The sequence below is a fragment of the Catenuloplanes japonicus genome (assembly GCF_000717135.1).
Taxonomy (GTDB): domain Bacteria; phylum Actinomycetota; class Actinomycetes; order Mycobacteriales; family Micromonosporaceae; genus Catenuloplanes; species Catenuloplanes japonicus.
On sequence record NZ_JNXY01000028.1, the window covers coordinates 1 to 15,181 of the forward strand.

A 15,181-nucleotide genomic window follows, 5' to 3' on the forward strand; every position below is an offset into this window, starting at 1 on the left:
ACGCAAGACCGCGCTGATCCTGGCCGCGCTCGGCATCTTCGGCGCGTCGCTGTTCTTCGGCGACAGCATGATCACCCCGGCCATCTCCGTGCTCTCCGCCGTGGAAGGACTCAAGGTCGTCCAGCCGTCACTGGAGCCACTGATCGTGCCGATCACCGCGGTCATCATCGTCGTGCTGTTCGCCGTGCAGAAGCGCGGCACCGCGGCTGTGGGCCGGGTGTTCGGCCCCGTGATGATCGCCTGGTTCACGGTGATCGGCGGGCTCGGCGTGACCGGTGTCGCCGGCAACCCGGAGATCCTCAAGGCGCTGTCGCCGACGTACGCGCTCGGCTTCCTGGCCGGGCATTTCCACATCGCGTTCTTCGCGCTGGCCGCCGTCGTGCTCGCGGTGACCGGCGCGGAGGCGATCTACGCGGACATGGGCCACTTCGGGCGCCGCGCGATCAGCCGCGGCTGGCTGCTCCTGGTCCTGCCCGCGAGCACGCTCAGCTATCTCGGTCAGGGCGCACTGATCCTGGACGATCCGGCGAACATCAGCAGCCCGTTCTTCCTCCTGGCGCCCGGCTGGGCCCGCCTGACGCTGGTCCTGCTGGCCACCGCCGCGACCGTGATCGCGGCCCAGGCGGTGATCACCGGGGCGTACTCGGTGGCGTCGCAGGCCGGAAAGCTCGGCTACCTGCCACGACTACGCATCGCACACACGTCGGAGTCGTCGATCGGCCAGATCTACGTACCGTGGATCAACTGGCTCCTGATGTTCTCGGTCCTGATCCTGGTCTTCGCGTTCCGGAGCTCGACCGCGCTGGCGTTCGCGTTCGGGATGGCCGTGACCGGCACGATCACGATCGCCACGCTGCTGTTCCTGTACGTGGCGCACCGCCGGTGGGGGACGTCGTGGTGGCTGCTGGGCGCGCTCGCGTTCGTGCTGCTCGGCGTGGACCTGCTGTTCGTGGCCGCGAACCTGACCAAGCTGGTGCACGGCGCCTGGCTGCCGCTGGCGATCGGCCTGGTCGCGTTCACGCTGATGACCACCTGGCAGCGCGGCCGGCAGGTGGTGACCGCGGAGCGAGAGCGGATCGAGGGGCCGCTGCGCGAGTTCATCGAGGAGATCCGCACCAATACCGCGGGGATGCCGCGCGTGCCGGGCACGGCCGTGTTCCTCAACCGGGGGAACCGGACCGCGCCGCTGGCCCTGCGCGCGAACGTGGAGCACAACCACGTCCGGCACGAGCACGTGATCATCATGTCGATAGAGACCGAGCCGGTGCCCCGCGTGCCCGCGGACGAGCGGATCACCGTGGACGACCTCGGCTACGCCCACGACGGGATCTTCCACGTGGTCGCCCGCTTCGGCTACATGGAGCGGCCGGACGTGCCGGGTGCGCTGCGGATACTCGACCCGGGGACCACCGAGGGCCGGCTGGACATCGACGAGGCGTCGTACTTCCTCTCCAAGATCGAGCTGCGGGCCGGCGACGCGCCGACGATGGCGCTGTGGCGCAAACGCCTGTTCGTGGCCACGTCACACATCACGGCGGACGCGGCCGAGTACTTCCGGCTCCCCCGCGACCGTACCGTGATCATGGGGTCGCACATCGAGGTGTGAAGACCCCCGCGCGGAGCGGCCGCGCGGGGGCGCACCCCCCATCTCAGATCGTGATCACGCCGGTCTCGTGCGTCACCCACTCGAGCTGGATGCAGTCGTAGTAGGTGACCTCGGCGTAGATCTCGTCGGTGCCGTTGTCCTCGTTCAGGTTCATCGCGGCGCGGAAGAACTCGGCGGAGAAGCCGAACGACGTGACGATCGGCGAGCCGGGCTTGAGCGGGATGTAGCCCAGGTCGTCGTCGTCCGGGTGACCGCCGTCGTCGCCCCAGGCCACCGCGAAGATCTGGAGGCCGCAGGTATTGACGATGTACGCGGCGTGGTCCGCGGGCAGATGGCGGTCGTAGCCGACCGTGACGTCCCATCGGGCGTTCCCGGCGTACTCGAGTGTCAGGCACGCGTTGTACCCGGATTCGTAGTTGCAGCTCATCACCGCGGCCGAGGCCGGCGCGGCTGTCACGGTCAGCACGCCTGCGGTCATCACCATCGCGGCCAGGCCACCCAGCAGCTTCCTGAACATAAGGTCCCCCTGTAGCCGGTGTCCGGCGGGCCGGTGCCCGCCGCCGCGAACTCTGCTCGGGCGGTCCCATTCAAAACTGTCAAAATTCTGTAACTGGCAGCCCGGACCGCACCCGGCACCGGGAGGATCTCCCTCGTGGATGTCGATTTCCGGGTGCTCGGCGACCTCGAGGTGCGCGTCGGCGCGTCCACGGTCGACATCGGGCACGCGCGGCAGCGGTGCGTGCTGCTGGCCCTCCTGATCGACGCGAACCGCGTGGTCTCCGCCGATCAGCTCGTCGACCGCGTCTGGGCCGACCGGCCGCCGCAGCGGGCCCGGGGCGCGCTCTACAACTACGTGTCCCGGATCCGGCAGGTGCTGGCCCCGAGCGCGGACGTGTCGCTGACCCGCCGCCCGACCGGCTACCAGCTCACCGTGGCCTCGTCCGCGGTCGACCTGCACCTGTTCGACGACCTGACCGCGCGGGCCCGCGCGGCCGCGGACGAGGAGGCGGTCGCGCTGTTCGCCCGCGCCCTCGGGCTGTGGCGCGGCGAGGCGTTCGGCGCGCTGGACACGCCGTGGCTCAACATTGTGCGCGACACCGTGCAGAGCCGCCGGACCGCGGCCGAGCTGGACCGCGCCGACGTGGAGCTGCGGCGCGGCCGGCATCACGAGATCCTGCCCGGCCTGACCGTGCGCGCCGCGGCCGCGCCGCTCGACGAACGACTGGCCGGTCAGCTGATGCTCGCGCTCTACCGGTGCGGCCGGCAGGCCGACGCGCTGGACTGCTACCGGCGCGTGCGGGTCCGGCTCGCCGACGAGCTCGGCGTCGACCCCGGCCCGGCGTTGCGCGCGCTGCACCAGCGGCTGCTGACCGGTGAGGCCGCGGTCGAGGTCCGCGCGGCCGTCCCGGCGCAGCTCCCGCTGGCGGTCGCCGGTTTCACCGGCCGCGAGACCGAGCTTGCGTCGTTCGGCACGGACGGCGTGATCGTGGTGTCCGGCACGGCCGGGGTCGGCAAGACCGCGCTGGCCGTGCAGTGGGCACACCGGGTCGCCGGCCGGTTCCCCGACGGGCAGCTCTACATCAACCTGCGGGGGTACGACCCGGAGCGCCCGGTCCCGGCCACGGACGTGCTCGCCGGCTTCCTGCGCGCGCTCGGCGTGTCCGCGCAGGACATCCCGCCCGGCCTGGACGAGCGGGCGGCCCGGTTCCGCACCGCGCTGGCCCATCGGCGCGTGCTGCTGGTGCTGGACAACGCCGGCGGCGTCGACCAGGTCCGCCCGCTGCTGCCCGGCGCCCCGGGCTGCGTCGCGGTGGTCACCAGCCGCGACGCGCTGACCGGGCTGGTCGCGCTGGACGGCGCGCGCCGCCTGGAGCTGAGCCCGCTGCCCGCGGCCGAGGCCGTCACGCTGCTGCGCCGGCTGATCGGCGCGCGCGTCGACGCAGACCCGGTCGCGGCCGTCACGCTGGCGGCCCAGTGCGCGCTGCTGCCGCTGGCGTTGCGCGTCGCCGCCGAGCTGGCCGCGGCCCAGCCCGGCGTCGGTCTCGCGGACCTGACCCGCGACCTCGACGACCGGCGCCGGCGGCTCGACCTGCTGGACGCGACCGGCGAGGCCCGGACCGCGGTGCGCACGGTGTTCTCCTGGTCGTACCAGCGGTTGCCGGCCGCGGCCGCGCGCGCGTTCCGGCTGCTGGGGCTGCATCCGGGCCCGGACTTCGACGCGTCCGCGCTCGCGGCGCTGGCCGGTTCCGGCGTGGACGAGGCCGCGCGGTGGTGTGCCGTGCTGGCCCGCGCGCACCTGATCCACCACGCGGGGGTGCGCCGGTTCGCGTTCCATGACCTGCTGCGGGCGTACGCGATGGAGCTCTCCGCCACTGAGGACACCGCGGCCGTGACCCGGCTGCTCGACCACTATCTGTCCACGGCCGCGGCCGCGATGGACGCGCTGCACCCGGCCGAGAAGCACAAGCGTCCCCGGGTGGAGCCGCCGGGCGTGCCGTTCGCGCGCACCGGCGACGCCCGTGCCTGGCTGGACGCCGAACGGCAGGTGCTCGTCGCGGTGTGCGCGTTCGCGGCCGCGCACGACCGGCCCGCGCACGCGGTCCGGCTCGCCACCACGCTGTTCCGCGACCTGGACATCGGCGGCCACCACACCGAGGCGCTCGCCGTGCACACCGCGGCGCACCGGGCGGCGCGGGCCTGCGGCGACCGGCTCGGCGAGGCCCGCGCGCTGAACAACCTGGCGGCCGTGTACTGGTGGCAGGCCCAGCACCGCACCGCCACGCTGCACTACCGCGAGGCGGTGGCGCTGTTCCGCGCGCTCGGTGACCTGGCCGGTGAGGCGGACGCGCTGTCGAACCTCGGCGCCGTGCACCGGGAGGTCAGCGAGTTCACCGAGGCGGTCGCGCACCACCGGGAGGCGCTGCCGCTCTACCGCCGGGCCGGCAACAGCATCGGTGAGGCGCACGCCCGCAACGGCATCGGCTCGGTCGAGGCGACGCTGGGCCGGCACGCGGAGGCGGCCGAGCACGCCGGCCTCGCGCTGGAGCTGTTCCGGGCGGCCGGCAAGGGCGACGGTGAGGCGGACGCGCTGTCCACGCTCGGCCGGGTCGCGGCCGGCCGGGGTGACCTGGACCTCGCGGCCGCGCACTTCACGGGCGCGCTCGCGCTGTACCGGCGGCACGGCTACCAGGGCGGCGAGGCCACCACGCTGCACCATCTCGGCGAGGTGTTCCAGCGCCGCGGGGAGCTGGACCGGGCGGCGGATCACCACCGGCAGGCGCTGGCCCTGCACCGGCGGGCCGGCACGCGTCTCGGCGAGGCGGCCGCGCGCAACGGCCTCGGCCGCACGCTGCTGGCGACCGGTGCGTGGCCGGAGGCCCGCGACCACCACACGGCCGCGCTGGCGCTGGCGGTCGAGTCCGGCAACCGCTATGAGCAGGCCCGCGCGCACGACGGGCTGGCGGCCGCGCACGCGGCGGCCGGAGATCGCCCTGCCGCTCATGATCACGGAGAGCGCGCCCGACGGATCTGCACCGATCTGGGCATCTCCCCATTACGTGCCAACGGCCGGGACTGATGATCATCCACTGTGGTGGTACGCGAGGATGGCACGCGTACGCCGCGCCCCGCGGCGGGCTTCACCACACACGGGAGTCAGCGTGTTCGAACTCCACCGAGCCGGTCGTTCGGTGCTGGCCGGGATCGCGGTGGCGGCCACCGTCATCGTCGCCGCGCCGGGGTCCGCCTCCGCGGGCCCGCAGGACGACCGGGAGGCTCCGGCCACCCGGTTCACCAGCGACTACAGCGCGATCAAGGACAGTTACATCGTCGTGCTGAAGGACTCAGCGACCCCTGTCGACGCACGCGTGAAGACGCTGGCCGTCACCTATGGCGGCACGGTCACGCACACGTACCGGAGCGCCGTCCGTGGGTTCGCCGTCACGATGAGCGCGGCGCAGGCCGGGAAGCTGGCCGGCAGCCCCGAGGTGGCCTCCGTCGAGCAGAACCGCCGGGTCTCCGCGGACGCGGATGCGACGCAGCTCAACGTACCCTCGTGGGGTCTTGATCGGGTTGATCAGATCTTCGCGCCGATGAACAAGCGCTTCACGTATCCGAACACGGCGAGCAACGTCCGCGCCTACGTGATCGACAGCGGCGTCCGGATCTCGCACGCGGAGTTCGGCGGCCGGGCGAGCCACGGATACGACTTCGTCGACAACGACCGGGTCGCGGACGACTGCGCCGGGCACGGCACCCATGTGGCCGGCATCATCGGCGGCACGAACTACGGCGTCGCGAAGGAGGTCAGGCTGGTCTCCGTGCGCGTGCTCGACTGCGCGAACCTGTCCGACAACGCGACCGTCATCGCGGGCATCGACTGGGTCACGGCGAACGCGGTCAAGCCGGCCGTGGTGAACATGAGCCTCGGCGGCGACGTCAGCGCCGCGATCGACGCCGCGGTGGAGCGGTCGATCGCCTCCGGCCTGACCTACGCGGTGTCGGCCGGCAACAACCACCTCGACGCCTGCGAGAAGTCGCCGGCGCACGCCCCGAACGCGATCACCGTGGGCGCCACGGACGAGGTCGACTTCCGCGCGTCCTTCTCCAACTGGGGAGGCTGCGTGGACATCTTCGCGCCCGGCCACAGCATTCCGTCGTCGATCCGGAGCAGCGACACCGCGATCGGGAACATGAGCGGCACCTCGATGGCGAGCCCCCACGTCGCGGGCGCGGCCGCGCTGGCGCTCTCGGCCGACCCGGCGCTGACACCGGCCCAGGTGCGCAACTCCCTGGTCTTCGGCGGCACCCGGCGGGTGGTGCGCAACGTGGCGGCCTACCCCGGTACCACGGACGTGATGCTGCGCATCGGCACGCACGCGGTCCCGCAGGTGGCCGGCCTCCGGTCGCTGACCAACGGGAAGAACATCTCGGTCGGCGCGGCCGGCACCACACCGGTGCAGCCGGTCTCCGCGCCCGCCACCATGGGTGACCAGGAGAAGTTCACGCTGTCCGCGGCCGGTGACGGCTACTACGCGTTCGGGTCCTGGGTCAACGGCAGGTACCTCAGCGCGACGGCCACCGGGCCGCTGCTGGCGAGCGGCGCCACGATCACCGACGCCGAGCGGTTCGCTCCGGCCATGAACGGCGACGGCACGGTCAGCCTGCGGTCGAAGCTGACCGGGAAGTACGTCACGGCCCCGGACGGCGGCAACGGCCCGCTGACCGCCACCGCGACCGCGATCGGCGGCCCGGAGAAGTTCATCTGGGCCTCGCCCTCCGCGGTCGTGGTGCTCCGCGCGCACGCGAACAACAAGCGGGTCACCACGCCGAACGCGGGCCCGCTGGTCGCGAGCAACACGGCGGCGACGGCGACGAACGCGGAGAAGTTCGACATGCTGGACATGGGCGGCGACCTGATCGTGTTCCGCTCGCACCTGAACCGCCAGTACGTCACCGCGCTCGGCCGTGACCGGCAGTTGCTGCCCGACGCCACCACGATCGGCGACCCGCAGCAGTTCTTCTACTACAACTACGGCAACGGGTTCCTCGGCTTCCAGTCCTGGGACACCGGCGCCATGATCCGGGTGCCGGACGACGCCGCGCTCCCGCTGATCACCGGCGCGTACGAGCCGATCCCGGGCACCGAGTTCTCCTACGAGGTGCTGACCGTCGGCTGACCCCACCGCCGGGCATCCCGATTCCATACCACGGCCGGGATGCCCGGACGCCGATGTCGACAGAGATCAAAGTTTGTAACAGGATTGGAAAGACGCGATCCACTGTAGAGATCGACAGTCGGTGATAGCGTCCACCACCAAGATTCTCTGACTTCTCGGCGAAGAAGGGTGCAACCATGCCTCCGCTCTTCCGGATCAGATATTGGCGCCCGGCCGCGGCCATCCTCGCCGCCGGCGTGCTCACGACCGCGTGCACCAGCTCCACCACCGAGGGCGGCGACGGCGACGCGAGCGCCGCCATCACGATCGGCACCACCGACCAGGTCGCCAGCCTCGACCCGGCCGGTGCCTGGGACGCGGGCTCGAACACGATCGAGCGGGAGGTCTACTCCACGCTGGTCGCCACCACCTACGGCTCCACCGAGGTCAAGCCGAACCTGGCGACCGTCGCGCTGAGCGGCCCGACGGAGTACACGGCGACGCTCAAGCCCGGCCTGACGTTCGTCAACGGGCACAAGCTGACCGCGTCGGACGTGAAGTTCAGCTTCGACCGGCAGCTCGGCATCGCGGACGAGAACGGGCCGTCCTCGATGCTCTACAACCTGACCTCGACCGCGGTCGTCGACGACGTGACCGTGAAGTTCACGCTCAAGTCCGCCAACGACGTGCTGTTCCCGCAGGTGCTGACCACCGCGGCCGGCTACATCGCGGACGAGGAGGTGTTCCCGGCCGACAAGATCCTCGACGACGACGCGATCGTCGCGGCCAAGCCGTGGAGCGGCCCGTTCGCCGTGGACAGCTACGCGAAGAACTCGCTGGCCTCGTTCAGCGCGAACCCGGGCTACCAGGGCCTCTACGTGCCGAAGTCGAAGCAGATCACGCTGAAGTACTACACGGACGCCAGCAACCTCAAGCTCGACGTGCAGCAGGGCAACATCGACGCGGTCTACCGCACGCTCACCATCCCGGACCTGCAGGATCTCGGCACCAAGAGCGACGTCAAGGTGCACACCGGGTCCGGCAACGGCATCCGCTACATCGTGTTCAACCTGAGGACGCAGCCGTTCGGCTCCAAGACGCCGGACGCGGACGCGGCCAAGGCGCTCGCGGTCCGGAAGGCGGCGGCCAGCCTGATCGACCGGGCACAGCTCGCTTCGCAGGTTTACAAGGACACGTTCAAGCCCCTCTACTCGTACGTGCCGGAGGGCATCACCGGCGCGGCCGAGTCGCTGAAGCCGCTCTACGGCAACAGGCAGGGCGGGCCGGACGCGGCGGCCGCGACCGAGTTCCTCAAGGCCGCCGGCGTCACCACCCCGGTCGCGCTGCACCTGCAGTACAACTCCGACCACTACGGCTCCTCCTCCGAGGACGAGTACGCGCTGGTCAAGACGCAGCTCGAGGCCGGTGGCCTGTTCAAGGTCGACCTGCAGTCCTCGGAGTGGGCGTCCTACGGCAAGGAGCGCGTCGCCGACCAGTACCCGGCCTACCAGCTCGGCTGGTACGCCGACTACCTGGACGCGGACAACTACGTCGGCTCGTTCTTCAACAAGGACAACTTCATCGCCAACGGGTACGAGGACCCCACGGTCATCGGCCTGATCGCGAAGGAGCAGACCGAGCCGGACGCGGCCGCCCGCCTCCAGCTGCTCACCCAGATCCAGGACGAGGTCGCCAAGCAGGTGCCGATCCTGCCGCTGCTGCAGGGCTCGCTCGCGATCGTCACCCGGACCAGCGTCAGCGGCGTGCCGGAGGAGCTGGACAGCTCCTACGAGTTCCGCTGGTACGAGCTGACCAAGAGCTGATGACCGCGCTCGTCGAACTCGGGCCGGAGCAGGACCCCGCCGCCACCCCCAAGACGGGTGGCGGCGGGCTCGGCCGATACCTCCTGGTCCGCTTCCTGCTGATCTTCCCGACCGTGTTCTTCCTGGTCACGGTCGTGTTCTTCCTGATGCGACTGACCGGTGACCCGATCAGCAGCGCGCTCGCCGACCGGTTGACGCCGCAGCAGCTCCAGGAGCGACTGCATCAGGCGGGGTACGACCGGCCGCTGCTCGTGCAGTACGGCGACTTCCTGCGCGACACCGTCACCGGCGACCTCGGGCGGACCGCGACGGACAACCGCTCGATCACGGAGCTGCTCGGCACGTACGGGGCGGCGACGATCGAGCTCACCGCGTACGCACTGCTGGTGGCGCTGCTGGTCGGCATTCCGCTGGGGCGTCTCGCGGCCCGGCACCGCGATCGGATCCCGGACGCACTACTGAGGTTCGGCGGCATCCTGGCGTACGCGATGCCGGTCTTCTTCGTGGGTTTGATCCTGAAGTTGATCTTCGCGGTGTGGCTCGGCTGGCTGCCCGTCGCGGGCCGCGCCGGCACGTCCACCCAGCTGTTCCTGCAGAACCGGACCAGCGTCACCGGCATCTACCTGATCGACGCGCTGCGCAGCGGCGACGGCGGCGCGGTCCTCGACGTGCTCAGCCACGCCGTGCTGCCCAGCGTCGCGCTCGGCCTGCTCGTCGGCGGCGTGGTCCTGCGCCTGGTCCGGACCAACCTGATCGGCACGCTCTCCGCCGGCTACGTCGACGCGGCCCGGTCCCGCGGCGTCGGCGAGACCCGGCTGGCCAACCGGCACGCCACCCGCCCCGCGCTCATCCCGATCATCACGGTGCTCGGGCTGCAGGTCGCCGGCCTGCTCGGCGGCGCGGTGCTGACCGAGACCACGTTCGAGTGGCGCGGCCTCGGCTACCAGCTCGCCCACTACCTGACCGTGCGCGACTTCGTGGCCGTCCAGGCGCTGGTCATGGTGTTCGCCGTGGTCGTCGCCGTCACGAACTTCATCGTCGACGTGGTGGCCGCGTTCATCGATCCCCGGGTCAGGTACTAGATGTTCGCGATCTTCCGCTACGGCCGCGGCGTGCAACGGTTCATGCTGCTCACCGGCACCGCGCTGACCGCGCTCTTCGTGCTGGTGTCGCTGCTCGCGCCGCTGCTCGCCCCCTACGACTTCAACCAGCTCGGCGACGCGGACGGCCTGTTCGGCTCGCAGCGGCCACCGAGCGCGGAGCATCCGCTCGGCACCACGGTGACCGGCTACGACGTGCTCTCCCGCACGATCTGGGGCACCAGGACCGCGCTGGAGATCATCGTCATGGCCGTGGTCGTGTCGATCGTGCTCGGCGTACTGCTCGGGCTGATCTCCGGCTACTTCGGCGGCCGGCTCGACCAACTGCTGACCGGGCTCGCGGACGCCATGTACGCGTTCCCGTCGCTGCTGCTCGCGATCGTCGTCTCCATCGTGATCAGCCAGGGGCGGTCCGGGCTGTTCGCCGGGCTGACGTCCGCCGCGATCGCGGTCAGCGTGGTCTTCATCCCGCAATATCTGCGGGTGGTGCGCGCGGAGGTGGTGCGGATCAAGGCGGAGCCGTTCGTCGAGGCGGCGCGGGTGATCGGCACCGGCACGGTCCGGATCCTCACCCGGCACGTGCTCCGCAACTCGACCCGCACGCTCCCGCTGATCATCACGATCAACGCGTCCGAGGCGATCCTGACGCTGGCCGCGCTCGGCTTCCTCGGCTTCGGCATCGAGCCGAACTCGGCGGCGGAGTGGGGCTACGACCTGAACAAGTCCATGCCGGACGTGACCGCCGGCATCTGGTGGACGTCGATCTTCCCCGGCACCGCGATCGTGCTGACGGTTCTCGGAATCACGCTGCTGGGCGAGAGCCTCAACGACCTGGCGGATCCACGTCTGCGGCGGCGGGCGGCGGCTGCTTCGGGCGGCGCTGCCGATGCTGCCGGCGTTGCGGCTGTTTCTGACCCTTCGGGCACGGCCGGCATTTCGGGCGGATCCGATATTTCCGGTGCGCCCGGCGTCTCCGGTGGCTCTGCGGATGGGACGCGTGATGAGTGAGCTGCTGACCATCTCGGACCTGCACGTCCGCCTCGACACCGACCACGGCGAGGTCCACGCGGTCCGCGGCGTCGACCTGTCCATCGCGCCCGGCGAGGTCGTCGCGCTGGTCGGCGAGAGCGGCAGCGGCAAGACGATCACCGCCCGGTCCATCCTCGGCCTGCTCCCGGAGACCGCCCGCGCCACCGGCCGCGTCGACCTCGGCGGCGACGACATGCTCACCGCCGGCCCGTCCACCCTGCGCGCCCTACGCGGCAGCCGGGCCGCGATGATCTTCCAGGAACCGTCGACCGCACTCAACCCGGTCTACTCCGTCGGCTGGCAGATCGCCGAGGGCCTGCGCGCACACGGCGTCCCCGGTCGCAAGGCCCGCCGCGCACGGGCCGTGGAAGCACTGGCCGACGTCGGCATCCCCGAGCCGAACGTGCGCGTCGACCACTATCCGCACCAGTTCTCCGGCGGCCAGAAGCAACGCATCATGATCGCGGCCGCGCTCGCGCTCGAACCCGGCCTGCTGGTAGCGGACGAGCCCACCAGCGCACTCGACGTGACCGTCCAGGCCGAGATCCTCGACCTGCTCCGCACCGTGCGCGCCACCCACGGCACCGCGATCCTCATGATCACCCACAACATGGGCGTGGTCGCGGACATCGCGGACCGGGTCGCGGTCATGCGCCAGGGCGTGCTGGTCGAGCAGGCCCCGGCCCTGGCCCTGTTCGCGTCGCCGAAGCACGCGTACACGCGGGAACTGCTGGCCGCGATCCCGCAACTCGGGGGCGCCGGCGGCGCTCGGGAGATGTCGCCAGCCGATGCGCGTGAGCCCTCCCCGGACGCCGTCGTCGACGCCCGCCGTCTCGACGTGACCTTCCCCGGCCGCCTCGGCCGCCCGTCCTTCCGCGCCGTCCACGACGTCGACCTGCGCATCGACGCCGGCGAGGTGGTAGGACTGGTCGGCGAGAGCGGCTCCGGCAAGACCACCATCGGCCGTGCCGTCGCCGGCCTCACCCGCGTCACCGGCGGCACCCTGACCGTCCTCGGCGAACGTATCGACGGCCACCGCCACCGCCGCTCCCTCACGGTCAGCGCCCAGATCGGCTTCGTCTTCCAGGACCCCGCCACCAGCTTCAACCCGCAGCTCACCATCGGCGACTCACTGGCCGAACCGTTCCTGGTCCACCGCCCCGACCTCGGCAAACGCCAGACCGCCACCCGCATCGCCGAACTCCTCGACCACGTGGCCCTCCCCGCCGCCTTCGCCCGCCGCTACCCGCACGAACTCAGCGGCGGCCAGCGCCAGCGGGCCAGCGTAGCCCGCGCCATCGCCCTCGACCCCCGCCTGCTCATCGCGGACGAACCCACCTCCGCCCTCGACGTCTCCGTCCAGGCCACCGTCCTCGACCTGATCCTGCGCCTGCACCGCGACATGGGCTTCGCCGCGCTGTTCATCAGCCACGACCTCGCCGTCATCGAACGCGTCGCGAGCCGCGTCGTCGTCCTGCACCGCGGCGAGGCCGTCGAATCCGGCCCGACCCCGCAGGTTCTGCACCGCCCGGCTCACCCCTACACGACCCGCCTCCTGGCCGCCGTCCCAGTCCCGGACCCCACCCTCCAGGCCACCCGCCGCGCCGCCCGTACCACCGCCCCCGTCTGAAACCCCCAAAAGCCACAATCCATCTCCCGCTTCCAGCATGGTCCCGTTCCGCGCGCTCCCGCGGCCGCGGATCCGTGGCCGGTCACCACGAACCGCCAGATTCCCGCTGCGGACCGGGAAAGGCGCCCTGATCCGGGCGCTCGTAGCGCTCGCCCTGGCCGGATACGCGCTGTTCGGGCGCTCCGCACCCGAAATATCGCCATAAAGCATCCAGGGCTCATGCCCCCGACCGGCACCAGCACCACCGCGGACAGCCACAAAAGCCGAAAGGATCATTGACCGATACAGAAGGTAGATCCATCAGCGCTGTTGACCTACCTTTCGCATCGGTCAATGATCCTTTCGACAGGGCTCTCGGCTCAGCGCCAAAGCCCGTACTGCCGCGGGGCGATGAGGATAGCGATCGGCAGGAGCTTGCGGCTTCTAACGGGGCCACAAGAGCCACTATTTATCGAAATTTCGGGCGCGATGCGCCCGTTCCCTCGCCACCACCGCGCCGCGCGCTGGACGCGGACCCGCTACCAGGCCGCGACCAAGGGCGGTGACGGACAGGCCGCTACCAAGGGCGGTGGCGAACAGGCCGCGACCGAAGGCGGTGGCGGATCCGTAGCTACGGATCCGCCACCGCGCGTCGCTGGTCAGCCCTTGACCGTCAGCAGCGGCTGCAGCTCGACCACCGGCTCGGCGACCTGCGCGCCGCGCAGGCTGCCGACTACCGGTGCCACGTCCTTGTAGGCCCAGGGGGCCTCCTGCTTCAGGTCGCGGCGCCACGCGTCGATGATGTCGCGGCGTGCGGACACCGCGGGGTCGCGGTGATCCAGCGGCGTCACCACGCGGAAGTCGCGCAGGAAAGCGTCCAGTTCCCGGTCACTCCCCCGGGCCGCCGCACCACGCGGCACCCGGCGACCGGCGCCGTGGCAGGCGCTGCCCAGCGCACGCTCCGCACCGAGCCCGCGCAGCAGATAGCTGGGCGCGCCCATCGACCCCGGCACGATCACCGGCTCGCCCCACAGCTCCGGCCCGCGATCCGGGTGATCGACAAGACCACCCGCCGGGGTCGCGCCCTTGCGGTGCAGCACCGTCCCGTCGCCGGACGACGACGGCCACAGCAGGTTGTGCGGCGCGTCGTAGATCAACCGGGCGCCGACCTCGCCGGCCGTGGCCGCGAGCCCGGCCCGCATCATCATCGCCAGGAAGAACCGGTTCCCGATCGCGAAGTTGGCCGCGTTCGCGAACGCGGTCAGGTAGCGCTCCCGCCGCGCCGCGGACACCTCCCCGAGCAGCATCGGCAGGATCCCGTTCGCCGGCATCGGCACTCCGCGAGGCCAGGCCGCCCGCGCCTGGTCGCGGCCGATCGCGCCGGCCTGGTGCCCGAGCGACAGCGAGCCGCTGTGCACCATCAGCACGACCCGCCCCGGCGCGAGACCCCAGGCGTGCGCGGCCGCGCCGTCGTGCACGGCGGAGACGTACTGCAGCTCGGCGAAGTGGTTGCCGCCGCCGACGCTGCCGATGATGCTGTCGTAGCTGACGCCGCCGCCGCTGGCGATCCAGTCCTCGAACCCGGCCGCGGACTCCACCGGGAATCCGGTCGCGTGCAGCCGCCCGTCCAGATCCTGCACGTCGTCCGGCCGGACCTGCGACCACGCGCCCTCGGACTCCGCGGGCACGCCGTCGCCGAGCAGGCCGGGCAGCCCGTACCGCAGCAGCCCTTCGCGTTGTCCCGAGGTCAGCCCGATGCGCCGCCCGCCCTCGAAGAACAGGTGCCGCAGCCGACGCTCCAGGGAGTCCAGGTGCGGGCGCACCCGGTCCACGGTCAGCCCGGTCACCTCGACCCGCATGCCGCAGTTGATGTCGTTGCCGACCGCGGCCGGGACCAGCGCACCGACCGTACGGATCACCGTGCCGATCGGGATGCCGGCCCCCTTGTGGAAGTCGGGCGTGCAGACCACCCGATCGATGCGCGGCGTGATCTCCAGGCCGGGCGTCGCGGCCGCGAGCGTGCGCAGCGTGCCGGCGGTCTCCAGCACGGTGAGCAGCTCGTCGACGGCCGCGGTCTCCAGCGGCACGTCCGGACCGGCGCAGATCTCGACGGGCACGTCATCCGGGTTGGGCAGCGAGAGCCAGTTGTCGTCGAGCCGGACCAGGCGAGGGTCCGGCCGATGCGAGACAGACATCGAGAAAACCTTTCGTTCAACTGCTGAAACGTGGGTACGCAGCACCGGCGCACGCTTTCGGCGTACGCGAATCCGGTTTTGCATGCGTGTTGTGGTGCCTGACGGTTCAGCAGCCGCGAGGTCTTCGACCAGCATAAACATCGCCACAACCGATTTCCGCCC

The 15,181-nt window shown here is 71.3% G+C and carries 9 protein-coding genes; 7 read left to right on the forward strand and 2 right to left on the reverse strand.

The features are described from left to right. Positions 1-1,606: potassium transporter Kup (locus tag OP04_RS33730; protein ID WP_033343994.1), on the forward strand; the 1,606-nt coding region annotated here is incomplete at its 5' end. Positions 1,607-1,649: 43 nt separating this feature from the next. On the opposite strand, the gene OP04_RS33735 is transcribed toward OP04_RS33730, so the two are convergent. Continuing rightward, positions 1,650-2,123: a hypothetical protein gene (locus OP04_RS33735; protein WP_033343995.1), complete on the reverse strand. Its 474-nt coding sequence runs from the start codon at positions 2,121-2,123 to the stop codon at positions 1,650-1,652. Between the two features lie 135 nt (positions 2,124-2,258). Here OP04_RS33735 and OP04_RS33740 point away from each other — a divergent pair, with 135 nt between their 5' ends. The 6 genes from OP04_RS33740 (at position 2,259) to OP04_RS33765 (ending at position 12,845) form a co-directional block, all read left to right on the forward strand. After that, positions 2,259-5,183 (forward strand): AfsR/SARP family transcriptional regulator, encoded by a 2,925-nt coding sequence (locus tag OP04_RS33740; protein WP_033343996.1) that lies wholly within the window; start codon positions 2,259-2,261, stop codon positions 5,181-5,183. An 82-nt stretch (positions 5,184-5,265) separates the two neighbouring features. Then, positions 5,266-7,284, forward strand: coding sequence for a S8 family serine peptidase (locus tag OP04_RS54930; RefSeq protein WP_232323835.1), 2,019 nt, complete (start codon positions 5,266-5,268; stop codon positions 7,282-7,284). A 176-nt stretch (positions 7,285-7,460) separates the two neighbouring features. Then, positions 7,461-9,086, forward strand: coding sequence for an ABC transporter substrate-binding protein (locus OP04_RS33750; protein ID WP_051799494.1), 1,626 nt, complete (start codon positions 7,461-7,463; stop codon positions 9,084-9,086). Continuing rightward, the gene (locus OP04_RS33755) at positions 9,086-10,168 is read left to right on the forward strand and encodes an ABC transporter permease (RefSeq protein WP_033343997.1); all 1,083 of its coding nucleotides are present in this window, start codon (positions 9,086-9,088) and stop codon (positions 10,166-10,168) included. The genes OP04_RS33750 and OP04_RS33755 overlap by 1 nt, the downstream gene beginning before the upstream one ends. Next, positions 10,169-11,194, forward strand: a complete 1,026-nt coding sequence (locus OP04_RS33760; protein ID WP_198154063.1) for an ABC transporter permease — start codon at positions 10,169-10,171, stop codon at positions 11,192-11,194. It abuts the gene before it with no gap. Then, a complete protein-coding gene (locus tag OP04_RS33765) occupies positions 11,187-12,845 on the forward strand; it encodes a dipeptide ABC transporter ATP-binding protein (RefSeq protein ID WP_033343998.1) in 1,659 nt (552 codons plus the stop codon). Before OP04_RS33760 ends, OP04_RS33765 begins: the two co-directional genes overlap by 8 nt. Before the next feature lie 638 nt (positions 12,846-13,483). Here OP04_RS33765 and OP04_RS33770 read toward each other — a convergent pair. Then, the gene (locus OP04_RS33770) at positions 13,484-15,019 is read right to left on the reverse strand and encodes an RtcB family protein (protein WP_051799495.1); all 1,536 of its coding nucleotides are present in this window, start codon (positions 15,017-15,019) and stop codon (positions 13,484-13,486) included. Between the last annotated feature and the right edge of the window lie 162 nt (positions 15,020-15,181).